This is a genomic window from Mangrovibacter plantisponsor (genome assembly GCF_003182475.1).
Taxonomy (GTDB): Bacteria; Pseudomonadota; Gammaproteobacteria; order Enterobacterales; family Enterobacteriaceae; genus Mangrovibacter; species Mangrovibacter plantisponsor.
Genome location: NZ_QGTS01000005.1, coordinates 321,646 through 346,325, shown reverse-complemented (window position 1 = coordinate 346,325; position 24,680 = coordinate 321,646). Strand labels below are relative to the sequence as shown.

At 51.2% G+C, this 24,680-nt stretch carries 21 protein-coding genes and 1 tRNA gene; 16 read left to right on the top strand and 6 right to left on the bottom strand.

Features of this window, described 5'->3' with window-relative positions; translation table 11 throughout:
• Window positions 1-14: 14 nt before the first annotated feature.
• A complete protein-coding gene (locus tag DES37_RS10315) occupies window positions 15-269 on the bottom strand; it encodes a YkgJ family cysteine cluster protein (RefSeq protein ID WP_110025732.1) in 255 nt (84 codons plus the stop codon).
• 183 nt (window positions 270-452) lie between these two features.
• Between DES37_RS10315 and yeiP the strand changes: the two genes are divergently transcribed.
• Window positions 453-1,025 (top strand): elongation factor P-like protein YeiP, encoded by a 573-nt coding sequence (yeiP, locus tag DES37_RS10310; RefSeq protein ID WP_110025731.1) that lies wholly within the window; start codon window positions 453-455, stop codon window positions 1,023-1,025.
• A gap of 202 nt (window positions 1,026-1,227) precedes the next feature.
• On the opposite strand, the gene uxuA is transcribed toward yeiP, so the two are convergent.
• Complete coding sequence (gene uxuA / locus DES37_RS10300) at window positions 1,228-2,418, bottom strand: mannonate dehydratase (RefSeq protein WP_110025729.1); 1,191 nt, start codon at window positions 2,416-2,418, stop codon at window positions 1,228-1,230.
• Between the two features lie 200 nt (window positions 2,419-2,618).
• Between uxuA and DES37_RS10295 the strand changes: the two genes are divergently transcribed.
• The 9 genes from DES37_RS10295 to yejF all read left to right on the top strand — a co-directional run bounded on the left by DES37_RS10295 (window position 2,619) and on the right by yejF (window position 14,435).
• Window positions 2,619-4,088 carry a mannitol dehydrogenase family protein gene (locus DES37_RS10295; RefSeq protein ID WP_110025728.1) on the top strand — a complete coding sequence of 490 codons (1,470 nt, stop codon included), beginning with the start codon at window positions 2,619-2,621 and terminating at the stop codon, window positions 4,086-4,088.
• A gap of 211 nt (window positions 4,089-4,299) precedes the next feature.
• On the top strand, window positions 4,300-5,286 hold the full coding sequence (locus DES37_RS10290) for a CobW family GTP-binding protein (RefSeq protein WP_110025727.1): 987 nt from the start codon (window positions 4,300-4,302) through the stop codon (window positions 5,284-5,286).
• A 42-nt stretch (window positions 5,287-5,328) separates the two neighbouring features.
• On the top strand, window positions 5,329-6,045 hold the full coding sequence (locus DES37_RS10285; RefSeq protein WP_110025726.1) for a phosphatase PAP2 family protein: 717 nt from the start codon (window positions 5,329-5,331) through the stop codon (window positions 6,043-6,045).
• Between the two features lie 420 nt (window positions 6,046-6,465).
• Entirely contained in the window at window positions 6,466-7,035 is a 570-nt protein-coding gene (gene mepS, locus DES37_RS10280; protein ID WP_036111536.1) for a bifunctional murein DD-endopeptidase/murein LD-carboxypeptidase, read from the top strand.
• Between the two features lie 152 nt (window positions 7,036-7,187).
• Window positions 7,188-8,765 (top strand): cyclic di-GMP phosphodiesterase, encoded by a 1,578-nt coding sequence (locus DES37_RS10275; RefSeq protein WP_235234524.1) that lies wholly within the window; start codon window positions 7,188-7,190, stop codon window positions 8,763-8,765.
• 118 nt (window positions 8,766-8,883) lie between these two features.
• Entirely contained in the window at window positions 8,884-10,692 is a 1,809-nt protein-coding gene (locus DES37_RS10270; RefSeq protein ID WP_110025725.1) for an extracellular solute-binding protein, read from the top strand.
• 11 nt (window positions 10,693-10,703) lie between these two features.
• A complete protein-coding gene (locus tag DES37_RS10265; RefSeq protein WP_036111531.1) occupies window positions 10,704-11,801 on the top strand; it encodes a microcin C ABC transporter permease YejB in 1,098 nt (365 codons plus the stop codon).
• A complete protein-coding gene (locus tag DES37_RS10260) occupies window positions 11,801-12,823 on the top strand; it encodes a microcin C ABC transporter permease (protein WP_425451703.1) in 1,023 nt (340 codons plus the stop codon). Before DES37_RS10265 ends, DES37_RS10260 begins: the two co-directional genes overlap by 1 nt.
• A gap of 1 nt (window position 12,824) precedes the next feature.
• Window positions 12,825-14,435, top strand: a complete 1,611-nt coding sequence (yejF, locus tag DES37_RS10255; RefSeq protein WP_110025723.1) for a microcin C ABC transporter ATP-binding protein YejF — start codon at window positions 12,825-12,827, stop codon at window positions 14,433-14,435.
• Here yejF and DES37_RS10250 read toward each other — a convergent pair.
• From DES37_RS10250 to rsuA, 3 genes are all read right to left on the bottom strand, one after another.
• A complete protein-coding gene (locus tag DES37_RS10250) occupies window positions 14,424-14,765 on the bottom strand; it encodes a YejG family protein (RefSeq protein WP_110025722.1) in 342 nt (113 codons plus the stop codon). The genes yejF and DES37_RS10250 overlap by 12 nt on opposite strands.
• 380 nt (window positions 14,766-15,145) lie before the next feature.
• Complete coding sequence (locus tag DES37_RS10245) at window positions 15,146-16,342, bottom strand: Bcr/CflA family multidrug efflux MFS transporter (protein WP_110025721.1); 1,197 nt, start codon at window positions 16,340-16,342, stop codon at window positions 15,146-15,148.
• A gap of 16 nt (window positions 16,343-16,358) precedes the next feature.
• Complete coding sequence (rsuA, locus tag DES37_RS10240; RefSeq protein WP_036111651.1) at window positions 16,359-17,066, bottom strand: 16S rRNA pseudouridine(516) synthase RsuA; 708 nt, start codon at window positions 17,064-17,066, stop codon at window positions 16,359-16,361.
• A gap of 201 nt (window positions 17,067-17,267) precedes the next feature.
• Between rsuA and radD the strand changes: the two genes are divergently transcribed.
• A complete protein-coding gene (gene radD, locus DES37_RS10235; RefSeq protein ID WP_110025720.1) occupies window positions 17,268-19,028 on the top strand; it encodes a DNA repair helicase RadD in 1,761 nt (586 codons plus the stop codon).
• 200 nt (window positions 19,029-19,228) lie between these two features.
• Window positions 19,229-19,510, top strand: coding sequence for a 50S ribosomal protein L25 (rplY, locus tag DES37_RS10230; RefSeq protein WP_110025719.1), 282 nt, complete (start codon window positions 19,229-19,231; stop codon window positions 19,508-19,510).
• 88 nt (window positions 19,511-19,598) lie between these two features.
• On the opposite strand, the gene yejK is transcribed toward rplY, so the two are convergent.
• Window positions 19,599-20,606 carry a nucleoid-associated protein YejK gene (yejK, locus tag DES37_RS10225; RefSeq protein WP_110025718.1) on the bottom strand — a complete coding sequence of 336 codons (1,008 nt, stop codon included), beginning with the start codon at window positions 20,604-20,606 and terminating at the stop codon, window positions 19,599-19,601.
• Window positions 20,607-20,737: 131 nt separating this feature from the next.
• Between yejK and DES37_RS10220 the strand changes: the two genes are divergently transcribed.
• From DES37_RS10220 to DES37_RS10205, 4 genes are all read left to right on the top strand, one after another.
• Window positions 20,738-20,965 carry a YejL family protein gene (locus tag DES37_RS10220; RefSeq protein ID WP_036111504.1) on the top strand — a complete coding sequence of 76 codons (228 nt, stop codon included), beginning with the start codon at window positions 20,738-20,740 and terminating at the stop codon, window positions 20,963-20,965.
• Between the two features lie 26 nt (window positions 20,966-20,991).
• The gene (gene yejM, locus DES37_RS10215) at window positions 20,992-22,734 is read left to right on the top strand and encodes an LPS biosynthesis-modulating metalloenzyme YejM (protein WP_110025717.1); all 1,743 of its coding nucleotides are present in this window, start codon (window positions 20,992-20,994) and stop codon (window positions 22,732-22,734) included.
• 73 nt (window positions 22,735-22,807) lie between these two features.
• Window positions 22,808-22,884, top strand: a tRNA-Pro gene (locus DES37_RS10210).
• Window positions 22,885-23,234: 350 nt separating this feature from the next.
• Complete coding sequence (locus DES37_RS10205; RefSeq protein WP_110025716.1) at window positions 23,235-24,662, top strand: efflux transporter outer membrane subunit; 1,428 nt, start codon at window positions 23,235-23,237, stop codon at window positions 24,660-24,662.
• The last annotated feature ends 18 nt before the right edge of the window (window positions 24,663-24,680 follow it).

The following is a 24,680-nucleotide window of genomic DNA, read 5'->3' as shown; positions in this document are numbered from 1 at the left end:
CGGCCGTTCCGGGATCAGGGAGCGGTTGCCTGCTCAAGGTTTATCAGCCAGGTCATTGCGGCTTCGCGGTTGGTGGAGCACATCTCGAAGGACGGTTGCAGGCTCGCGCAAACTGCCGGGCGTAAATCGGAGCCAAAGATGTTACACCGGTTATCCTCAGATAACTGAATACACCTCACGTTTGCCGGTTTGCCATCAGGCATGCCAGGAATGGGGCTGCTAATTGAGGGCGCGGTACAACAGGCACCACAGTCTGGGCGGCAATGCATAGTCATTCTCTTTTCATATCGGCCCGCTACTCTACCAGCCGCTGGCAATAAGAGAAATCCCTCCTGCTACCATTACTGCGTATATATGGCGAATTCCACTTGCCTGAAACCCAGGGCGCGAGTAACGTGTCGCGATATTTTAATCAACCCTGGCCCGCCAGGACGACCAGACAGGATAGCCCCATGGCAAGAGCGAATGAAATCAAACGCGGTATGGCTGTGAATTACAACGGCAAGCTGCTGTTAGTGAAAGATATTGATATTCAGGCACCCAGTGCGCGCGGTGCTGCAACACTGTATAAAATGCGTTTTTCCGATGTCCGTACTGGCCTGAAAGTTGAAGAGCGTTTCAAAGGCGATGATCTGCTGGACACCATTACACTTAGCCGCCGTGCCGTTAACTTTTCCTATATTGATGGCAACGAATATGTGTTTATGGACGACGAAGACTACACGCCGTACATCTTCAATAAAGAACAAATTGAAGATGAACTGCTGTTTATTCCGGAAGGCGGGATCCCGGGAATTCAGGTTCTGACATGGGATGGCCAGGTACTGGCGCTTGAACTGCCGCAAACTGTCGATATGGAAATTGTTGAAACTACGCCTGGGATCAAAGGCGCGTCCGCCAGTGCACGCACTAAGCCAGCAACGATGGTTACCGGCCTGACCATTCAGGTGCCTGAGTATTTGGGTAACGGCGATAAAATCCGTATCCATATTGCTGAACGCCGTTATATGGGCCGGGCAGACTAACGCGACGCGTTATTTGCCGGTTCTGCCTGCTCAGGTAGCTTATGGCTCCCGAGCAGAAAAAGAAAAGCACTGCCGCAGGGTAGTGCTTTTTTATATTTTCGTTCAGCGCAGCACAAAAAAACGCGCCAGACCAAAAAGGCCCGGCGCGCATTGTCACCCAAAAACAGCACGGCGAGTTTGAAACGCAACCCGCCTGAGTTTATCAGAGCAAATCAGGGAATAAGGTTTTTTTCAGTGCCAGCTCAACACCGCGCACCTCAGCCAGGCCTTTTAAGCGGCCAATAGCAGAGTAACCCGGGTTAGTTTTCTTACGCAGGTCATCCAGCATCTGGTGGCCGTGATCCGGGCGCATTGGAATAGCCCGCTTATCACCCGCAGCCACACGGCGTTGCTCTTCTTTCAGAATGGCATGCACCACACCAACCATATCGACATCGCCCTGCAAGTGAGCCCCTTCGTGGAAGGTTTTCGGGTTGTCTTCACGGCAGGTAGCACGCAGGTGAGTAAAGTGAATGCGGTCGGCAAAGGTTTCAACCATCGTCACCAAATCGTTATCTGCACGGACACCATAAGAACCGGTGCACATGGTGAAACCGTTGTTAATGCTGTCTACGGTTTCTTTCATCCACTGCATATCTTCGATAGTTGACACTATACGCGGCAGGCCAAGGATTGGGCGCGGCGGGTCATCCGGGTGCACAGCAAGGCGCACGCCACTGGCTTCTGCTACCGGCACAATCGCTTTCAGGAAATACGCCATATGTTCGCGCAAACTTGCTTTATCGATGCCATCGTATTCCGCCAGACGGGCACGGAACTGGTCCAGAGTGTAGCCTTCTTCCGCACCAGGCAAACCGGCAATAATATTGCGGGTCAGCAGGTCGATATCGTCTTGCGACATCGCTGCGAAATAATCCTGAGCCTGGCTTTGCTCTTCCGCCGTGTAATCGGCTGCTGCTCCCGGGCGTTTAAGGATGCACAATTCAAAAGCCGCGAAAGCGATTTGGTCAAAACGCAGTGCTTTCGAGCCATCTGGCAGGGTGTACGCCAGGTCGGTACGGGTCCAGTCCAGTATCGGCATGAAGTTATAGCACACCGTATCGATCCCACATTCCCCCAGGTTGCGAATACTCTGCTGATAATTCGCAATCCAGGTATCATACTGGCCGGTGTGGGTTTTAATGTCTTCGTGCACCGGAATACTTTCCACAACAGACCATGTCAGGCCTTTTTCCGCCAGTAACGCCTGGCGCGCCTTAATCTCTTCCACCGGCCAGACCTGGCCATTTGGAATGTGATGCAGTGCCGTGACAACGCCTGTTGCGCCTGCCTGACGCACATCATCCAGCGATACAGGATCATTCGGTCCATACCAACGCCAGGTTTGTTCCATGACAGATACCTCTGTTTAAGCTGTTATACCAATTTATTTTGACTACTACCATACATGTTTGACAGGCAGAGTCAATTACGCGCCCTGCCAAGAATTGATCCAGTTCACAATCCCCCTGAATTTTGCGGTATGCCAATTTAATTTGTTGTCATATAACTTTAGACTAGAGATGTTAATTAATCGTTAAACAGGATTCTGTTATGGCAACTGTCGCATCCGTTTCCCTTCCCGCTTTTGTTCAGCTTCCTCAGTATGACCGCGCAGCTCTGGCATCACGCATTGTGCATTTAGGTTTTGGGGCCTTTCACCGCGCGCACCAGGCGTTACTGACTGACCGGGTGCTTAACCAAAGTGGTGGAGACTGGGGGATTGCGGAAATCAGCCTGTTCAGTGGCGACATTATGATGCAGGCATTACGTGAGCAGGACCACCTGTTCACTGTGCTGGAAAAAGGGCCAGACGGGAATCAGCCTATTGTTATCGGTGCAGTCCATGAATGCCTGAACGCAAAACTGGATGGCATCGAAGCTATTATTGAGAAGTTTTGCGAACCTCAGGTTGCCATTGCCTCACTGACAATTACCGAAAAAGGCTACTGTATCGACCCGGCAACAGGAAAACTGGATACCGGGAACAGCCGGATTGTTCACGACTTAGCCCACCCCCATGAACCCCACTCGGCCCCCGGGTTACTGGTTGAAGCACTGTACCGCCGCCGTGAACGTGGCCTCTCGCCATTTACCGTACTGTCGTGCGATAACATCCCTGAAAATGGGCATATCGTTAAACATGCGGTTCTGGGTATGGCAAAACAGCGTGACAGCGCGCTGGCAAGCTGGATTGAACAGCACGTTACCTTTCCTTCCACTATGGTTGACCGTATCGTGCCCGCTGCCACAGAGGAAAGCCTGAAAGAAATTGCCGACCTGTTGGGTGTGGCAGACCCCTGCGCGATAAGCTGTGAGCCCTTTATCCAGTGGGTGGTTGAAGATAATTTCGTGGCTGGCCGCCCGCAATGGGAAAGCGCTGGTGTGCAAATGGTAAGTGATGTTCTGCCATGGGAAGAAATGAAATTGCGCATGCTCAATGGCAGCCACTCTTTTCTGGCCTGGCTTGGCTATGTTGCCGGATACCACTATGTGAATGTGTGTATGGAAGATGCGGCGTTCCGCGCAGCTGCATTAAAACTGATGCTGGAAGAACAGGCCCCCACACTGCGCATTACCGGGGTTGATTTGGCCGACTATGCCAACCAGTTAATTACCCGGTTCAGCAACCCGGCCCTGGCACACCGAACCTGGCAAATTGCTATGGATGGCAGCCAGAAATTGCCACAACGTATGCTGGACAGTATTCGCTGGCACCTTGACCAGGGCAGTGACTGGCCTTGCCTTGCTTTGGGAGTGGCTGGCTGGATGCGCTTCGTCAGTGGTGTCGATGACGCCGGGCAGCCTGTTGAAATAAAAGATCCTCTGGCCGATATCATTCAGCAAAAAGTGCAACAAAGTACAACGGAAAACCGGGTAGCCGCCCTGCTGTCACTGACTGCTATCTTTGGCGAAGATTTAGCAAATAACGCTGAATTTACTCGCCATATTGAACATGCCTGGCAGTTACTGGTAAGTAAAGGTGCGCACGGTGCGGTTGCCGCACTTGTGGCGGGCGATTAACCGCACAAACAGATCTTCTCTTCACTCGTTTTTTTCGTCATGATCAGCACGTTTTTCTTTATTCCTGGGTGGGAACAGGAAAAACGTGTTGCCAGCCTGCAACACGCATTCCCCCAGCTACAGACAGTATGTTTGCTGGTCAATTTTTCTGGTCAATGACATAACCAGAGCCTGCTTCTGGTTATGTCTGTTGCCCGGGCAGGGAGGAGTTGTGACAAAAACCAATCTGATTACCGGTTTCCTTGGCAGCGGTAAAACCACCACCATTCTTCATTTGCTGGCAAACAAACCAGAAAATGAAAAATGGGCGGTGCTGGTGAATGAATTTGGTGAAATTGGTATTGATGGCGCGCTGTTGTCTGACCGTGGCGCACTCTTAAAAGAGATCCCCGGTGGGTGTATGTGTTGTGTGAATGGCCTGCCCATGCAGGTGGGGCTGAACACATTATTACGCCAGTACAAGCCAGACAGACTGCTGATTGAGCCAACCGGCCTGGGCCACCCCCGGCAAATTCTTGAGATGCTGACAGCCCCGGTGTATGAGCCCTGGATTACCCTTCAGGCCAGTTTTTGCCTGCTGGACCCGCGCCAGCTGGCAGATGACAAAGTGCGCGTGAACGAAAACTTTCGTGACCAGTTGGCAGCTGCCGATATTGTTATCGCCAATAAGCAGGACCGGTCTGATGCCCTGTCGCAAGCGGCTCTGGATACATGGTGGGCTGAGCAGGGTAATGGCCGTTTACTGGTGCACTGCTCACAGGGCGCGATAGACCCAACCCTGCTGGATACCCCGCGTACCCGCGATACACTGCCCCCGGCCAGCGCAGCACACCACCACCATTCAGCCCCCGCAAGCGGGCTGGCCGCGTTATCTTTGCCTGAGCATCAACGCTGGCGCCGGGTGCTTAACCAGGGCCAGGGGTATACGGCCTGCGGGTGGATTTTCGATGCCGATACCGTTTTTGATACCACCGGAATTCTGGAGTGGGCCCGCCTTGCCCCGGTGGACCGGGTAAAAGGGATTTTTCGCATTCCTGAAGGCCTGGTGCGCATTAACCGCCAGGGGCTGGATTTGCATATTGAAACCCAGCCAGTTGCCCCACCGGACAGCCGGGTTGAGCTAATTACGGCACAGGAAACTGACTGGAATGCCTTGCAAACAAGTTTGTTGAGGTTACGTTTAACCGCGCAGGCGTAGTCTGAAAGGTTATTGTTAAAAGAAATTGTTACCTGAATACTTATGAAACGTACTTATTTATTACCCATCCTGGTGATGAACCTGCTGGGTTTCGCGCTGTTTTTCTCCTGGTACCTGCCACCTTCACACGGGTTCTGGTTCCCCATCGACAGTGGGTTATATCACTTTTTCAACCGGTTGATTGTTGAAAACCACACATTCCTGTGGCTGGTTGCCATTACCAATAATCGCGCATTTGATGCCTGCTCATTGCTGTGCATGGGGCTGGTAATGCTGCATTACTGGCGTGCTGAATCCGCCTGTGGGCGCCGCCGCATTGTAATTATTGGCCTGGTTATGCTGCTGACTGCGGTTGTGCTTAACCAGTTAGGACAAAATATACTCCATCTGGAACGCCGTAGCCCTTCGCTGTTCTTTACGGATACCGTCCGGGTCAGTGAATTACTGCCCTTTCCAACCAAAGATGCCTCAAAAGACAGCTTCCCTGGTGACCACGGTATGATGCTGCTTATTTTCTGTGGCTTTATGTTGCGTTATTTCAGCGTACGCGCGTTCGCTATTTCCCTGGTTATCTTCGCCGTGTTCTCGCTGCCACGAATGATGATTGGCGCGCACTGGTTTACAGATGTTTTTGTGGGCTCATTAACTGTGGTACTGGTTGGCCTGCCCTGGTGTTTATTAACGCCGCTGAGCGACAAACTGGTTAACTGGTTTAATTTGCGCCTGCCCGGTAAAAATAAACACCCGGCTAACAATTGATTGAAAAACGCCCAAAAAGTTGCGCTATTAGTTATATTGCTATTTCTGATAGCGTGACTTAATTCAAACTGGCTGTTCTGCAAATTTCTCCTGAGCTTTTTTTTTCTTTTGATTCATGATATTGCTGTTTTTTCCTTCTTGTCTGGTCATTATTTCACCATATCCGTTCAGCACGACAAAACATCACAATTTCTTATAAAATTATCTGCAAAATGACTCGCTATGTTTTTTTTGATCGGGTACTCTCGGGAATATTCTGTGCAACGTGTCAGGCAAACGCTTAACACGAATAAAATTGTGCGTTTTGCCACATTTTTATCCAGAAAGCGTTGTTGTTGTGCAGATTGCTAATTAGTCTCGTACCGTTTGGCATTTTTCTAGCGGCTCTGTCGCTAAGGACATCAAGGGATAATAAACAATATGGTCAAGTCTCAACCGATCTTGAGATATATCTCGCGGGTGTTACCCGCCGTTGCTGTGGCGGTTTTGCTTTCAGCATGTAGCGCAACGAATAGCGCAAAAAATATGCGTACTGAGACGCATGCAGTTGGCGATAATGACAGTTATTTACTGCAAGCTTCTCAGGACGAATTTGAAAAGATGGTGCAAAACCTCGACATCAAATCCCGTCTGATGGATCAATACGCAGACTGGAAAGGGGTTCGTTACCGTCTTGGTGGTGACACCAAACGTGGTATTGATTGCTCTGCATTTGTTCAACGTACTTTCCGGGAACAATTCGGACTTGAACTGCCTCGTTCAACTTACGAACAAGAAACCATGGGTAAGCATGTTGCGAAAACTGCACTGCGAACCGGTGATTTAGTGCTGTTCAGGGCAGGTTCTACGGGCCGTCATGTCGGTATCTATATTGGTAATAATCAGTTTGTTCACGCCTCCACTTCCAGTGGTGTAATGATCTCCAATCTGGACGAGCCTTACTGGAAAAGGCGGTATAACGATGCGAGACGTGTACTGAGCCGCAGCTAAACATTTTTAATCCCTTGATAATGCTAAGCTGAGACTATTAAAAACGCCGCCCAAAGCGGCGTTTTTTCATTTAGTTACTCCCCATTCTCCCCAGTCTGTTTTATTCTTAGAACAATAAAAATAACTGCACCTGCTGTTAACAATGGGGCTTTGTGACTGTGGTGTCTCCCTCCAATAAACTGCATTTTTTCCCGGAACAAGGAAAAAACCTGGCCACCAGCTTACTTCTGGGACTTGTGGTAGCACTTTGTATCAGTGCTCTGGTGCTGGCAATAACGCATCTTCAACGCATGAAGCGGCTCGAAACACTGGCAGATAATTTCAGCCAGTATATGTACAGTTATGCTGTTGATTTACAGGATTCGTCATATAAATTACTGCCGCTGGCGCAACAGCCCTGCGAGCGGGTGATTCCAGAACTAACCAGCTCTGCCGCATTTAAACTCCATGTGCGTGCCGCACTGTTGGTAAAGAACAGCACAGCAGAATGCTCCTCTGCTACTGGCAAAATGTCCTATCCACTGGCAAAACTGGTGCCTGATATCAATATCAGCAAACGCCGGGATCTGGCGATTTTAGCGGAAACCCCGCTAATGCCCGGCAAGCCTGCACTGGCATTTTGGCTGGCAGACCCGCACCACGCAGGCGATGGCATTATTACGACCATTAACCTGAATATTCCCCCTTATTTGTTGTTCAGTGCGCAGAAAGAAGGCGTCTCCGGGATAGCCCTTGCAGTGCGTCAGGAAGCCATTGGTATTTACACCGGCCAGGTCACCCCGGTGGCGCAGTTAGGTAAGCCCCGCCTGGAGCGATCTTTGCCAGATTTCCCAATAAAACTGTTGATCTTTGCTCCCCGCTGGCAACCTCAGTTGATCCAGTTTTCCCTGCTGGTTGGCTTAGCCGCTGGTATTGTAAGCGCACTATTGTGCTTCTATTATTTAACAGTGCGTATGAGTTCGGGCCGCGAGATCCTGGCCGGTATTAAGCGCCACCAGTTTTCTGTTGTGTACCAGCCAGTAATGGATACACAACATCAGGATATTAAAGGCGTGGAAGCCCTGATGCGCTGGCACCACCCGGCCGCAGGCCCTATTCCCCCGGATGTTTTCATTCAGTATGCAGAGGCTCAGGGGCTTATCGTTCCACTGACCCGCCATTTATTCAGCCTGATAGTCAAAGATCTTCCGGTATTACAACAATGCCTGCCTGCAGGATCCAAACTGGGGATAAACCTTGCGCCGTCACATCTTAAAGCCGCGTCTTTTCAGAGTGATATCACCCAGTTTGTGAACCAGCTTCCCGGCAACTACTTCAGGTTATTGTTAGAAATGACAGAGCGCGCCATGCTGGAAGGCGATGATGTTCTGGAAAGTTTTAACTGGCTGCACGAGCAGGGTTTTGACATTGCTGTTGATGATTTTGGTACCGGGCATTCCGCGCTTATCTACCTGCAACGTTTTCCCTTTGATTACCTGAAAATTGATAAAGGATTTATCAGCGCTATTGGTCAGGAAACCGTGACATCACCTGTACTGGACGCCGTCCTCAACTTAGCCCAGCGACTGAAAATGGAAACGGTTGCTGAAGGTGTTGAAACCGCAGACCAGGCGGCATGGCTTGCCAGGCGCGGTGTAACCTATATGCAGGGCTACTATTTAGGCCGCCCGATGTCTGCGCAACAGTTGAATGAATGGTACTGTAAACTACCCACAAACTCTGGTGGGTGATACAGTCAGCACTCCCTGCCCGCAAATACCCAGGCGGGGTTCTGGTTACTGTTTTTTTATTGCGTGTCATACTGCCCCGTTACTGTGTGACGGTGGCCTGATAAGGATCTCACTGACGATGTTGCTGCGTTGTCTGGCTGCTTGTTTACTGGTGATTGCCAACCTGAGCTATGCCGCCCCCCAAATTGAAGAGAGTTATTCTTTTGCCGTATTAGGGGAACCTAAATACGCAGTAGATTTCACGCATTTTGATTATGCAAACCCTGCGGCCCCCAAAGGGGGAAGCATGACGCTGGCAACGATTGGTACGTTTGATAACTTCAACCGTTTTGCTTTGCGTGGTAACCCGGGTATCCGCACCGATGCCCTGTATGACAGCCTGTTTACCACCTCTGACGACGAACCCGGGAGTTATTACCCACTGATTGCTGAAAAAGCCCGTTACCCGGATAACTTCGCCTGGGCGGAAATTGCCATTAACCCGGAAGCCCGGTTTCAGGATGGTTCCCCGGTGCGCGCCAGCGATGTCGCCTTCACTTTCCACAAGTTTATGACTGAAGGGGTTCCTCAGTTCCGCATTTATTATAAGGGCGTAAAAGTTAAGGCCATTTCGCCACTCACAGTGCGCATTGAACTGGCAGCCCCATCAAAAGACATGCTGTTAGGGCTACTGACTCTGCCCGTTATGCCGGAATCATTCTGGAAAGATCACAAGCTGAGCGACCCTTTGTCTGTGCCACCGCTCTCTGGCGGGCCTTATAAAATCACCGCATGGAAAATGGGCCAGTACATTGTGTATTCGCGGGTAAAAAACTACTGGGCTGCCAATTTACCGGTTAACCGCGGGCGGTTTAACTTTGACACCCTGCGTTATGATTATTACCTGGACGACAATGTCGCCTTTGAAGCCTTCAAAGCCGGTGCCTATGATTTTCGCAGTGAAAGTAGCCCCAAAAACTGGGCGACGCGCTATACCGGCACCAACTTCGACAAACATTACATCCGCAAAGAGTCCTGGCCAAACCAGGGAGCTGTAGATACGCAATGGCTGGCATTTAATATACAAAGGCCAATGTTTACCGACCGACGGGTGCGTGAAGCCATTGGCCTGGCCTTTGATTTCAACTGGTTTAATAAAGCCTTGTTTTACGGTGCTTACCAGCGGCCAGACAGCTATTTTGAAAATACCGAGTACGCGGCACGCAACTACCCCGATGCCAGTGAGTTAACTTTGCTGGCACCGATGAAGGCACAACTACCGCCAGATATATTCACCCATATCTGGCACCCGGCACAATCTAAAGGCGATGGCTTCGACCGCGCTAATTTGCTCAAAGCAATGGCGCTACTGAAAGACGCAGGCTGGGAGATTCGCAACCAGCAACTGGTGAATACCAAAACAGGCAAGCCATTCCAGTTTGAGTTACTACTGGGCAATGGTGGCAATGACCAGTGGGTTTTGCCATTCCAGCATAACCTGCGCCGCCTTGGCATAGCGATGTCCATCCGCCAGGTTGATAACTCACAACTCACTAATCGCCTGCGCAAACGGGATTTTGATATGCTGCCTTCCCGCTACCAGGCCATGCCGTGGCCCTCTTCTGACTTACAGATTTTGTGGGCATCACAATATATCGACTCAACCTGGAACCGCCCGGGTGTGGCAAACCCGGTGGTAGATAAGCTGACGGCAGATATTGTTGCTCACCAGGGGGATAAAGCCGCGCTGGTAACCCTTGGCCGTGCACTGGACCGGGTGCTGACATGGAATTATTACATGATTCCCATGTGGTATATGCCCACACGCCAGTTAGCCTGGTGGGATAAATTTTCTCACCCGGAAATTCAGCCTGTTTACTCTGTCGGGCTGGATTCCTGGTGGTACGACGTTAACAAAGCCGCGTCATTGCCGGCTCAACGGCGCTAAGGAGGAGGCTCGTGGGTGCGTACCTGGTTCGTCGGTTACTGCTGGTTATTCCTACGTTGTGGGCCATCATCACGCTGAATTTTTTCATTGTGCAGATAGCGCCAGGTGGGCCAGTAGACCAGGCCATCGCCGCCATTCAGTTTGGCGGCAACACGGGTGTGCCAGGGCTGAGTAACAATTCAATGGAGAGTACTCACCGGGCAACCGGAGTCAGTAATGCTGCTGAAGGGCAGTACCGAGGGGCGCGGGGTCTGGATCCGGAGGTTATTGCTGAAATCACTCACCGCTATGGCTTTGATAAACCCTTGCATGTGCGTTACTTCAACATGCTCAAAGACTACCTGAGCTTCGATTTTGGTAACAGCCTGTTCCGTAGTGCTTCCGTTATCAGCCTGATTAAAGACAGCCTGCCGGTTTCGGTTTCTTTAGGGCTGTGGAGCACTCTGATTATTTATCTGGTTTCCATTCCGCTGGGTATCCGCAAGGCAGTGCATAACGGCAGTGCATTTGATGTGTGGAGCAGTGCGCTGATTATTATTGGTTATGCGGTTCCGGCTTTTTTGTTCGCCATTATGCTGATTGTGGTGTTTGCCGGTGGGAGCTACCTGGACTGGTTCCCGTTGCGCGGGCTGGTTTCCGCACATTTCGATGCACTCCCCTGGTATAAAAAAATTACCGATTACCTGTGGCATATCACTCTGCCGGTATTGGCGACAGTGATTAGCGGGTTCGCGGCGCTGACAATGCTCACCAAGAACGCTTTTCTGGATGAGATCCGTAAACAATATGTCGTCACAGCCCGCGCCAAAGGTCTGGGTGAAAAGCAGATCCTGTCACGCCATGTTTTCCGTAATGCCATGCTACTGGTTATTGCTGGTTTCCCGGCCACCTTTATCAGTATGTTCTTTACAGGGTCGTTACTGATAGAGGTGATGTTCTCACTTAATGGCCTTGGGTTGCTGGGTTACGAATCAACCATCTCGCGGGATTACCCGGTGATGTTTGGCACGCTGTATATTTTTACCCTGCTCGGGTTGCTGCTTAATATTCTCAGTGACATTACCTACACCCTGGTAGACCCACGTATTGATTTTGAGGGGCGCAAATAATGGCTCTTAGCCCTTTAAACCAGGCCCGCTGGCGCCGTTTCAAACATAACCGCCGTGGTTACTGGTCTTTCTGGATTTTTATCGTGCTGTTTGCCATCAGCCTGTGTGCAGAGCTTATCGCTAACGATAAACCACTGGCGGTACATTACGATAACCACTGGTATTTCCCGGTGGTAAAAAACTACAGCGAGCAGGATTTCGGGGGCGCATTTCCCACAGCCGCCGATTACCAGGATCCCTGGCTGGCAACACGCCTGGCGCAACAAGGCTGGGTATTGTGGGCACCGATTCGTTTTGGTAACCAGTCGATCAACTTCGCCACGACTCAACCCTTCCCTTCCCCACCTTCGGCACAAAACTGGCTGGGTACTGACGCAACAGGCGGTGATGTGCTGGCGCGGGTTATCTACGGCACACGTATCTCACTCATTTTCGGCATTATGCTGACGCTGTTTTCCAGCATTATTGGCGTGGTAGTTGGCGCAGTGCAGGGCTATTACGGTGGCCGTATAGATTTATGGGGCCAGCGACTGATTGAGGTGTGGTCTGGCATGCCCACCCTGTTTCTGATTATCCTGCTTTCCAGTGTGGTGCAACCAAATTTCTGGTGGTTACTGGGCATTACCGTATTATTTGGCTGGATGGCACTGGTTGGTGTGGTACGTGCGGAGTTTTTGCGTACCCGTAATTTTGACTACATTCGCGCAGCTCAGGCTTTGGGAGTCAGTGATGGCACGATTATGTGGCGCCATATGCTGCCGAATGCCATGGTTGCCACACTGACCTTCGTGCCATTTATTCTGTGTGGCTCCATTACCACACTGACCTCACTGGATTTTCTGGGTTTTGGTTTGCCCGTTGGCTCGCCTTCACTAGGCGAGTTGTTGCTGCAGGGCAAAAACAACCTGCAGGCTCCCTGGCTTGGGATCACCGCATTTGTCGTACTGGCGTTGCTGTTGTCTCTTCTGGTGTTTACGGGCGAGGCAGTCCGTGACGCATTCGACCCCAATAAGGCAGGTTGATATGTCCACGCCTTTACTTGATATACAGAATCTCTCGATTGCCTTTCGCCGCGATGATACAGAACAGCGCGTCGTTGAAGAGTTATCGCTACAACTGGAAGCCGGGCAAACGCTGGCACTGGTGGGGGAATCAGGCTCCGGGAAAAGTGTGACGGCATTATCGGTGTTACGCCTGCTGCCATCACCCCCGGTCAGTTACCCCGAAGGCGATATTCAGTTTGCCGGGCAGTCCCTGCTGCGGGCACCTGAATCCACACTGCGAGGGATTCGGGGCAATAAAATTGCCATGATCTTTCAGGAACCGATGGTTTCACTCAACCCACTGCACACAGTGGAAAAGCAATTATATGAAGTGTTATCACTGCACCGGGGCATGCGCAAAGAGGCTGCCCGGGGAGAAATACTGGATTGCCTCGACCGTGTAGGTATTCGCCAGAGCCGCCAACGGCTAAATGACTACCCGCACCAGCTTTCCGGTGGTGAGCGCCAGCGTGTAATGATTGCTATGGCGTTGCTGACCCGCCCCGAGCTATTAATTGCTGATGAGCCAACTACCGCACTGGATGTCACTGTGCAGGCCCAAATTTTACAACTGCTGCATACTCTGCGCCAGGAGCTCAATATGGGGATGTTGTTCATCACCCATGATCTGAGCATTGTGCGCCAGTTGGCTGATAATGTTGCGGTGATGCGCCGCGGCCGTTGTGTCGAACATAATGCGGCCCAGGCTTTGTTTCAGGCACCTCTTCACCCTTATACCCAGGAATTATTAAATGCCGGGCCGCAAGGTGAGCCGGTTCCACTCGATGAAACTGCCGAACCACTGCTGCAGGTCAATAATCTGGACGTATCGTTTCCTGTCCGCAAAGGTGTTCTGCGCCGGACTGTGGGTTACCACCGTGGTATATCGGGGCTCTCTTTTGCTTTACGCCCGGGGGAAAGCCTGGGTCTGGTAGGGGAATCCGGGTCCGGGAAGAGCACTTCCGGGCTGGCTATTTTGCGCCTGATCCATTCCCAGGGAGACATTGTGTTTGGCGGCCAGGCATTAGGCGGCCTCAGCCGTAAACAACTGTTACCTGTACGCCGCCGTATTCAGGTTGTGTTTCAGGACCCTAACTCTTCACTTAACCCACGGCTTAATGTGCTGGATATCATTGCCGAAGGGTTAAAAGTTCACCATCCTCACCTGGATGCCGCCACACGTGAACAACGGGTTATTACAGCGATGGAAGAAGTTGGGCTCGACCCGGCAACCCGGCATCGCTACCCGGCTGAATTCTCCGGCGGCCAACGCCAGCGTATTGCCATTGCCCGGGCGCTTATTTTGCAACCGTCGTTGATTGTGTTGGATGAACCCACCTCTTCTCTTGACCGCTCTGTGCAGTCGCAAATTCTGGCCTTGTTAAAAAACCTGCAGGCACGCCATAAGCTGGCATATATTTTTATCAGCCATGATTTGCAGGTAGTGCGTTCACTCTGCCATCAGGTGGTGGTGTTACGGGCGGGAGAAGTGGTTGAACAAGGCGAGAGTCAGCAAGTGTTTACCAACCCACAACAGGACTACACACGCCAGTTAATGGCGGTGCGCAGCCCCGATTCTTCAGCGGGGTAATTCACAAAAGGGTTCGGCAATCGCCACACCAAAATTTTTCAGGCGGCAGGTTGCCGCGAACTCATCCTCTTGGTTCACAAACAGGCAGGGTTCGCCTTCACATTCCAGAACACAGCACTCCAGTGCAATGTCGTTCAGTGCCTGGCTTAATTTGTACATAACAGGCCAGGCTTTATCTCCATCATGGCTGAGCAGTTTGAGGCCGACAAGGTTATCCTCTCCCGCAGGGCCATTTTGCGGAATCGGTTCAACTTTTGAGCCAGCGAAACCTGCGGACCACTGATAGCCCTGCGGTAAACGACTGACGATAGAATGTTGTAACGTATTCACTGTTTGTCCCCGGAAGTCACAATAAAAATCGCATGATTTTTACTTAAAGGTTAATACATTGTTGCTGAATTGCTTCTTATAAGAATAAAAAAAAGACGCCCGAAAACCGCTTTACAGGCTACCACTTAATTATTCAGTGGTTATTTCTAGCGACAGATCACATTTTTGGGCTATATGTAACCCTTTCTCTCTGCCATTACAACTATTTTTACTACAAAGCTGTGACTTTTTACACAACCAATTTTTACATAATAGAAACAATTCTATGTAATTCAGACTGCCAGGACGTTGACATGGATTAAGAAAAACAGCGAAGAAATGGATGTTTCGTGCTAAATCGCCCCTTGCCGGCTCAAACCAGCAAGGGCGCAGAAGGCGGTTCAGGCGGTAAGGCGATGTTTGCGCCGGGCAATGAGGTAGAAGAATAACGACGCAGTGGCGCAAGCACTTATTGCTATTACCATGGGCCAGGCCGTATTCATTGTAGTGAGTGATAACAATGCGCCAACCAGCGCACCAATGCCAAAACGAAACGTTCCGGCAAGAGAAGATGCCGTTCCGGCCATATGAGGGAAAGCATCAAGAATAGAAGCCATGGCATTCGAAGACACCATTGAAACGCAGCCAATATAGACGGCCACACCCAGCACCAGCGCCCAGAACCCGAGCCCAAACAGGCTGCTCCCCACCAACCAGAGCGCCATCAAGAACTGTATGCACAAACCAAACCGAAATAGCGCAGTTACCCCGAAGCGGCGCACACAACGGCTGTTGATTGCCGTCATCATAAACAGGAACACCACATTCAGTGCGAAGTAATAGCCGAAATGCTCCGGGCGCACATGGTTGAGTTCAATGTAAACAAACGGCCCGGTGGTTAAAAAGGCAAATAACCCGGCAAAGCTGAACCCACTGGCAAGCATGTAGCACAGCACCTGACGGTGGCGAAACAGGGCTGCAAAGTTTGTCAGTGTGGTAGCCAGACGAAAACGCTGGCGGCGCTCAGGCGGCAAAGTTTCCGAAATCAACAAGAAGATCATGACACTGGCAAGCAAAGCGAGGCCCGCCAGTATCCAGAAAATGCTCTGCCAGCCAAACCAAACCAGAACCACACCTCCGGCAATAGGAGCAACCAGTGGAGCAATAGTGGTAACCAGCATGACAAAAGACATCATGCGGGAAAATTCTTCCCGCGGGTAGATATCACGCATCAGCGCATTGATAACGACACTGGCTGCTGCGGCTGAAAGGCCGTGCAAAAAGCGCATCACAATCAGTTGCTCAACAGATTGAGACAATGCACAGGCTACGGCTGCACAGGCAAAAACCAGTGTTCCCCCCAGAATCACAGGCTTACGCCCCAGGCTGTCTGCCATAGGGCCATACAGCAACTGCCCCACAGCAAACCCTAAAATATAGGTGCTGAGTGTCATTTGCGTACTGCCAGCAGAGACACCAAACTGGCTGGTTATCACTGGCAATGCGGGCAGATACATATCAATGGAAAGCGGCATTAACATTGCCAGCAGACCAAGAATAAACACAATACTTACTGAGGAGCGCTGCGGGGATGACACGTAATCTGTTCCTTAATCAGGTCACTGGCAGGCCGATACTGGCCACTTCATCTTCAGTTAATGGGCGGTACTCGCCTTCTTCCAGCTGGCTGTCCAGCTCAATGCTACCAATCCGTTCGCGGTGCAGAGCTTCAACATGGTTTCCCACGGCGGCAAACATGCGTTTGACCTGGTGATACCGGCCTTCACTGATAGTCAGGCGCACATCTGTCGGCCCCAGAATTTCCAGGGTAGCTGGTTTTGTCAGGTCTTTTTCATTATGTAGCTGAATGCCATCAGCAAACACACTAACCAGCGCTTCATCAACCGGAGACTCCAGTTGGACACGGTAAGTTTTCGAACAATGGTGACGTGGCGAAGTAATACGGTGTGACCACTGCCCGTCATCTGTCAGCAACACCAGCCCCGTGGTGTCGATATCCAGCCGGCCTGCTGCGTGCAACTTATGAGCCGCAGGTTCATCAATGAAATACAGGATGGTTGGGTGATCCGGGTCATCAGTAGAACACACATAGCCCTGGGGTTTATTCAGCATAAAATAACGCGGGCCATGTTGCTGCGCCAGTGGGGTGCCATCGTAGGCCACCTGATGCTCTGGCTTCAGTTTATAGGCGCTGTCTTTCACAATCTCGCCATCTACCGTGACATTGCCACCACGAATTTCACGGCATGCAATCGCCCGGCTGATACCAAGCTGGTGGGAAAGAAATTTATCAAGTCTCATGGGAATTTCACTGCCTGTCATACCGGGCCCTGATTACAGTAGCATTGTCTTTACTGTAGTGGATGCCGGTGTCGATAAGAGAACCAGTGCGCAAGTATAACGACACGCGGTCTGGTCACAAGGCAAAAATAGGTTTGTGCCAAAATCGTGGCATAATTTACACGTTTCCTCTTACAGGCAGGTTATTACCCTCACAACGTTATGTCTTTTATACTGCGCCCATACCAACAAGAAGCTGTCGATGCCACTGTGCAATATTTCCGCCACCATACATCACCGGCGGTTATTGTGTTACCTACAGGTGCGGGCAAAAGTCTGGTGATTGCCGCACTGGCACGCCTGGCGAAAGGCCGGGTTTTGGTGTTAGCTCATGTAAAAGAACTGGTGGAACAAAACCACGCCAAGTATGAGGCGCTGGGCCTCAGTGCAGATATTTTTTCTGCCGGTTTGTTACGTAAACAAAGCCAGGGCAAAGTGGTGTTTGGCAGCATTCAGTCTGTTGCCCGGCACCCGGAAGCCTTTAATGACGCCTTCTCGCTGGTCATTATTGATGAATGCCACCGTATTAGCGATGCACAAGACAGCCAGTATCAACAACTGCTGGCGCATTTGCGCAGCCATAACCCGTCACTGCGCCTGCTCGGGCTGACAGCCACGCCATTTCGCCTGGGTAAGGGTTGGATTTACCAGTACCATTACCATGGTATGGTGCGCGGTGATGGCCAGGCATTTTTCCGCGACTGTATTTATGAACTGCCATTACGTTACATGATTAAACACGGCTACCTGACGCCACCAGAGCGCATGGATATGCCGGTTGTCAGTTACGATTTCAGCCAGTTGCAGGCGCAAAGTAACGGTTTATTCAGTGAAGCAGATATCAATGCTGAGCTGAAAAAGCAAAAGCGCGTTACCCCGCAAATCATCCGCCAGATTATCGATTTTGCCGCCAGTCGCTGTGCGGCCATGATTTTTGCTGCCACTGTCGAACACGCCAAAGAAATCACTGCGCTGTTGCCCAAAGGTGAAGCAGCTCTGGTCACCGGTGATACCCCGGCCCATGAACGCGACCAGTTAATTCAGGATTTCAAACAACAAAAACTCCGTTTTCTGGTGAATGTTTCGGTACTGACCACCGGGTTTGATGCCCCGCATGTTGACCTCATCGCGATATTGCGGCCGACAGAATCAGTAAGTCTTTACCAACAAATCGTTGGCCGCGGTTTGCGCCTGTTTCCCGGAAAAACTTCTTGCCTGATTCTGGATTATGCCGGGAACCCCCATGACCTCTATACACCCGAGGTCGGCCAGGCGAAAAAAGCCAGTGACAATGTCCCGGTACAGGTGTTTTGCCCGTCCTGCGGCTTTGCCAATACTTTTTGGGGGAAAACCACCCAGGATGGCACACTGATTGAGCATTTTGGCAGGCGTTGCCAGGGCTTACTGGAAGATGACGAAGGCAACAGAGAACAGTGCGATTTCCGTTTCCGCTTTAAAAACTGCCCAAATTGCCACGCAGAAAATGATATTGCGGCGCGCCGTTGCCATGCCTGCGATACGGTACTGGTTGACCCAGACGATATGTTAAAAGCCGCATTGCGTTTAAAAGACGCACTGGTATTACGCTGTTCAGGAATGGTTCTGGCTGGGGGCTCAGACGCCAAAGGGCCATGGCTGAAAATCACTTATTACGATGAAGACGGCGCAGATGTAAGTGAGCGCTTCCGTCTGCACACACCCGCTCAGCGTACCGCTTTCGAGCACCTGTTCCTGCGCCCGCATCAACGTGCGCCAGGCGTGACATTCTCATGGTCCACCCCGGAGTCTGTTATCGGGCAACAAGGTTTACTGCGCCACCCGGATTTTGTGGTTGCCAGGAAACAAGGGCAGTTCTGGCAAGTTCGCGAAAAGGTTTTCGATTATGCGGGCCGTTTCCGCCGTGCGAATGAATTGCGTGGTTGATTCCCGCAGGGTAAGCATTTACATATGCAACAGTGCAGAGATAGCAGCCCACCTGGTAATAGTAAAGAAAGTGGCGCTAACGCTTTATTGCCCGATGGCAGATTACCCGCTATAATGCCGCCCGCTTTTGCATCCGTAAAAGCTGAATATTTGCCTGCTACTGGGTCGCCTGTTGCAGGTCTCACTATAGAGAGATTGTGATGTTTACTATCAATGCAGAAGTACGTAAAGAGCAGGGTAAGGGTGCGAGCCGCCGCCTGCGCACCGCGAACAAGTTCCCGGCCATCGTTTACGGCGGAACTGAAGCGCCTGTTGCTATCGAACTGGACCACGACCAGGTTATGAACCTGCAGTCCAAACCTGAGTTCTATGAAGTTCTGACTCTGGTTATCGAAGGCAAAGAAGTGAAAGTAAAAGCTCAGGCTATGCAACGTCACCCGTTCAAGCCGAAACTGATGCACATCGATTTCGTTCGCGCTTAATCGTTCGCTTCAAATAAAAAACGCCGCTTATGTGGCGTTTTTTATTGTCTGCAATTTATGATGCGGCCCCGCCAGAGGCCACACATGCTTATTTACCGCCAGATGTGCGGCGCTGTAACTGGTCGCGCAAATTCGGAGGCGTGCCTTTAATTGTCAGCGTATCCGTTGCCGGGTCCCAGAAAATGCGTTCGCCTAATAACATGGCATCGAAGCTAATCGTCAACCCACCGCCGCTACCAGCAAACTTAGTCAGCTGTTTTAGCGTGCTACGGTCTGCCGGGAAAGTTTCTTCCAGCTCATAGCCCTGGGTTTCAGCAAAAGACTGAAAGTTTTGTTCGCCCAACACCGGGATTTCCCCCGCCAGCGCCGAAAGCGCAATTTCTTCACCCGATTGCAGTTGCTCGTTACAGTAGGTGTAAACCTGCTGGCGCACATTCTGGCGTTCGCCTTTATCGAGCTCACCTTGCGCTGCATAATCTTCCACTGCCTGAAGCAGGCCACGGTTTTGCGCTTTGGTATCCAGGCCTTCACTGGCGCCCAGAAAATCCATGAAGAAATCAGAGACCTTACGCCCTACCCGCCCTTTCAGGAACGTCAGGTAGCGTTTAGATTCCGGGTTGGTTTCCCATTCCGTGAGATCAATACGCGCCACGATATCGGCATGGTTAATATCCAGATAATGCGTGGTGCTCAAATCCAGCTGTTCATTCACCCGCATACTGCTGAGGTTATTCAGCACGGCGACTAGCAGATACTCCACAGCCAGGTAACGATACTGGCAAAACAGGACAATACCGCCATCTGCAAACGGGTATTTGCCCAGTTCATCACGCAGGCGGCCGGTTGCCGCACGGCTGAATGCCAGAAAATCATCTTCGCCCTTACGGCAATTTTGCAAAGCGACAGCCAGTTCACTTTCAGGTGAAAACAAACCATAGGCTTTACTTTTTGCGCTATATACCCGGTGCAACTCCGCCATCATGTCGACCACGACGCCTGCCGGTTCGAGCAACGTGTCGCGCAACACCAGCTCGAGATTTTGTTCATCACGCTTTATCAGTTGATGTAAAGCTAACTGGTCGATATCCAGACTCATGGTACACTCTCCTTTAAAGGCGGTATTCAATCACCAGTCTCGCCCCGGTGCAACCTCAGATAAAAATGCGGAAAACCTGACGCCATTACGGTAATATGACGCACTTTGATAAAACTGAATGATACTGATTTATGCCACAAACATCCCGTTATAGTGACGAACGTGTTGAAAGCCTGCTTACTGAGCTGGCGAATGTTCTTGAACAACACAAAGCCCCGACTGACCTTTCACTGATGGTGCTGGGTAACATGGTGACTAACCTGATAAACTCCAGTGTCGCACCTGCCCAGCGCCGGACCATTGCCCGTTCGTTTGCTGAAGCATTGCAATCTTCAGTGCGGGACGAAAGCGCACATTAAAGATAACAAGGACTGAACGCATCACTATGGTGAACAGGCATCAGCGTTATCGTGAAAAAGTCTCCCAGATGATCAACTGGGGGCACTGGTTTGCGCTGTTTAATATTTTACTCGCCATTGTGCTGGGTAGCCGTTACCTGTTTGTCGCCGACTGGCCTGCCACACTCCCGGGCCGGTTATACTCCTGGTTCAGTCTGGTTGGGCACTTTAGTTTTTTGGTGTTTGCCGGTTACCTGCTGATTCTGTTCCCGCTGACTTTTGTGGTCATGTCGCAACGCCTGATGCGTGTGTTGTCCGTCACCCTTGCGACTGCGGGAATGACACTGTTGCTGGTAGACAGCGAAGTATTCACCCGCTTCCATTTGCACCTTAACCCCATCGTCTGGGAAATTGTGGTTAACCCACAACAGTCTGACATGGGCCGCGAAGGGCAAATGATCTTTATTGCCGTCCCGGTTATCCTGCTGATTGAAATGCTGTTTGCCACCTGGAGTTGGCAAAAATTACGCAGCCTCAACCGCCGCAGCCACTTCGCCAAACCCTTGGTGGTAGCGTTCTTTATTGCTTTCTTCAGTAGCCACCTGATGTACATTTGGGCAGATGCCAATTTCTACCGCCCAATCACCATGCAGCGGGCCAATCTGCCCTTCTCTTACCCAATGACTGCCCGCCGTTTCCTGGAGAAACACGGTCTGCTGGATGCCCAGCAATACCAGCGCAGGCTGATTGAACAAGGGAACCCGGAAGCACTGTCCGTGCAATATCCACTGGGCGAGCTGCGTTATGGTGGCATGGGAACCGGGCAAAACGTACTGCTGATAACCGTCAGTGGGCTGAACTATGGCAGTTACGCGAAAAACATGCCTTCACTCGCCGCTTTCGCGAACCAGAACATTCAGTTCACTCACCACATGAGTGCCGGTAACCAGGCAGACAATGGCGTATTTGGGCTGTTTTATGGTATTTCACCCACCTATTTCGATAGCGTGCTGTCTGCCCGAATCCCCGCGGCACTGATCACCGCATTCAACCAACAAGGTTATCAGTTGGGGTTATTTGCCTCCGATGGCTTTAAAGGTCCGTTATACCGCCAGGCATTGTTATCTGATTTCTCTCTGCCGGAAGCGCGTACCCGTACCGACAAACAAACCGCCACGCAGTGGATTAACTGGCTGAACCAGTATGCCACTGAAGATAACCGCTGGTTCTCGTGGGTGGCGCTGAATGGTACAGATGGCGCCAGCCAGAATGCCCTGCCCGCCGCAGAGGGCCAGGTTGATGCGCAAATTAACCGTATCCTTGATGCCTTACAGGCACAGAATCGCCTTGAGAATACCGTGGTGATTATCACTGCAGACCGGGGTATTCCGGATAAGCAACACCAAAATACCTTTGCCTGGGACCGCACCCGTATCCAGGTACCGCTTATTATTCACTGGCCGGGCACGCCAGCCCAACAGGTATCAAAACTGACCAGCCACCAGGATATCATGGCGACCCTGATGACCCGCTTGCTGGACGTAAAAACCCCAGTAAATGAGTACTCTCAGGGGGAAGACCTGTTTGCCGCCACACGCCGGAATGACTGGGTAATTAGCGCAGATAACAATACGCTGGCTATCACAACACCGAAGATGACACTGGTTCTGGATAACAACGGTAATTACCGGGCCTGGGACCGCTCTGGTGAAATTATTACTGATAAAGCGCCACAATTACGCCTGCTGTTACGTGCACTGACCGACGAAAAACGCTTCATTGCTAACTGATTGATTAATTAACCCTCACTCAGTTAGCTACCCACTTGCAATGCCGCGGAAAACGGGTAGTATTAGCGCCCATCGGCACGTAGCGCAGCCTGGTAGCGCACCGTCATGGGGTGTCGGGGGTCGGAGGTTCAAATCCTCTCGTGCCGACCAAATTCCCCAAGAAAACCAGCCTGTTAAGGCTGGTTTTTTTATGCCTGCAGTTCCTGTAGTTTGAGTGGGGAATTACTGGCTAACCCAACCACGCCAGTTCTGACCGCAAACACACTGAAGCTGTACCGGCCACAAATCATATCCCTTCTCACGCTTATTGACTGAAATACCCGCAAATATTGACCAGAACAAAGTCTCCTGGCTATGCTGACTTTTTAGCACAAATGGTCATTAACCGCTGTTCTGGCACGAAAAGTGTGAACTCTTGTTCTCAATTCGTGGAAAATGGAACCTGACGTGTTGATCCACACGGCGCATCACTTATTTCTTATTTCAGGTAACTCAACATAATGAATGCTAAAAATGCCCCACATCTTTCTTCTTGTGGACTGTTATTGAGCCTTTTACTCACCGGATGCGCAACATCAGAAGGACTTACCACACACAACAGCGTACTGTCGCCTGACTCACTTCAGGCACAAAAAAGCCTCGCTGGTGTGCATTTCAGCCCGGCGGCATGGCCACAGCAAGCCTGGTGGAAAAACTTTAATGACCCACAGTTAAACCAGCTAATTGACCAGGCACTTGCCAGCAGCCCAGACCTGCAAATTGTTAACGCTCAGGCAGCGAAAGCCAATGCTGCAGTCGTTGCGGCAGAAGCCGCCCGGATGCCAACCCTTGATGCTGATGGTAGCGTCACCCGTTCACGCCTTGCCAAAGTAGATGACCCGCTGCTGGAAGGCCACCGCTATGCCACACTGCGCTCTGCTTACCTCAGCGCCAGCTATACGCTGGATTTGTGGGGCGGCCAGAAAGCTGCATGGGAATCTGCTTTAGGGGCTGCCCGTGCCAGTGAAGTGGATAAACAAGGTGCCCGGTTGACTCTGGCCGCGAATGTCACACGCGCCTATATCAACCTGAACCTGAATAAAGAACTGGAGAAACTGGCCGAAGAGAACGTTAAACGTACTGAGTCTATCAGCCAGTTGCAGCAGAAATACTTTGCGAATGGTTTGTCTACCCGTTACCAGTACAACCAGGCCCGTGCCACGGCGAAAAGTGCTGAACAGGCATTAACAGCCGCCAAACAAGCCACTGTTGATGCCGGTATCAAGCTCTCTATTTTGCTTGGGAAAGGTCCGGATGCATGGCGCAGCCTCAAGCAGGTTCAGTTAAGCGTACCGCAAAATATGACATTGCCTTCCGATATCCCGGCAGACCTGGTTGGCCGCAGGCCAGATGTTGTGGCTGCGCGCTGGCGGGTTGAATCCGCTGAGAAAAATATCGCGGCGGTCAAAACCGAATTTTATCCCAACATTAACCTGGTCGCTGAAGCGGGTAGCCGCAACCTGTTAGGTGATGCGTTCTTTGGCGCACCCAGCCAGTTCTTTAATATTGGGCCAACATTGTCTTTGCCTATCTTTGATGGCGGCAAACGCCGCGCCGACCTCGCCACCAGCAATGCGGACTGGGATCTGGCCGTAGCTCACTATAACAGTACCGTTATCAGTGCACTGGGTAACATCAGCGACAGCATTGTGTCGATGAAATCCCTGGGTGAGCAAAATGACCAGGCACAGCAGGCGAACCAGCTGGTTCACAGTGCGTGGGATGACGTATCCAAAGAGTACAGTGCAGGTCTGAGACCTTTCCTTGATGTGTTATCACTGCAAAGTCAGTTAATTGAATCAGACCAGCAGGTTGCTGAGTTAAAAGCACAGCAACTGAGCCAGGCAGTCTTGTTGATTGAACAACTGGGCGGTGGGTTTAAGGCCTGATTTGCTGAGCGATATCTA

Bases quoted from the DNA above. Each gene is read 5' to 3' on its own strand.
- DES37_RS10285 (WP_110025726.1), top strand. From the start codon at position 5,329: ATGAAACGTACTTATTTATTACCCATCCTGGTGATGAACCTGCTGGGT.
- radD (WP_110025720.1), top strand. From the start codon at position 17,268: ATGTCTTTTATACTGCGCCCATACCAACAAGAAGCTGTCGATGCCACT.
- uxuA (WP_110025729.1), bottom strand. From the start codon at position 2,418: ATGGAACAAACCTGGCGTTGGTATGGACCGAATGATCCTGTATCGCTG.
- rplY (WP_110025719.1), top strand. From the start codon at position 19,229: ATGTTTACTATCAATGCAGAAGTACGTAAAGAGCAGGGTAAGGGTGCG.
- DES37_RS10315 (WP_110025732.1), bottom strand. From the start codon at position 269: ATGCATTGCCGCCCAGACTGTGGTGCCTGTTGTACCGCGCCCTCAATT.
- DES37_RS10260 (WP_425451703.1), top strand. From the start codon at position 11,801: ATGGCTCTTAGCCCTTTAAACCAGGCCCGCTGGCGCCGTTTCAAACAT.
- mepS (WP_036111536.1), top strand. From the start codon at position 6,466: ATGGTCAAGTCTCAACCGATCTTGAGATATATCTCGCGGGTGTTACCC.
- yejF (WP_110025723.1), top strand. From the start codon at position 12,825: ATGTCCACGCCTTTACTTGATATACAGAATCTCTCGATTGCCTTTCGC.
- DES37_RS10270 (WP_110025725.1), top strand. From the start codon at position 8,884: ATGTTGCTGCGTTGTCTGGCTGCTTGTTTACTGGTGATTGCCAACCTG.
- DES37_RS10205 (WP_110025716.1), top strand. From the start codon at position 23,235: ATGAATGCTAAAAATGCCCCACATCTTTCTTCTTGTGGACTGTTATTG.
- DES37_RS10220 (WP_036111504.1), top strand. From the start codon at position 20,738: ATGCCACAAACATCCCGTTATAGTGACGAACGTGTTGAAAGCCTGCTT.
- rsuA (WP_036111651.1), bottom strand. From the start codon at position 17,066: ATGAGACTTGATAAATTTCTTTCCCACCAGCTTGGTATCAGCCGGGCG.
- DES37_RS10295 (WP_110025728.1), top strand. From the start codon at position 2,619: ATGGCAACTGTCGCATCCGTTTCCCTTCCCGCTTTTGTTCAGCTTCCT.
- yejK (WP_110025718.1), bottom strand. From the start codon at position 20,606: ATGAGTCTGGATATCGACCAGTTAGCTTTACATCAACTGATAAAGCGT.
- yejM (WP_110025717.1), top strand. From the start codon at position 20,992: ATGGTGAACAGGCATCAGCGTTATCGTGAAAAAGTCTCCCAGATGATC.
- yeiP (WP_110025731.1), top strand. From the start codon at position 453: ATGGCAAGAGCGAATGAAATCAAACGCGGTATGGCTGTGAATTACAAC.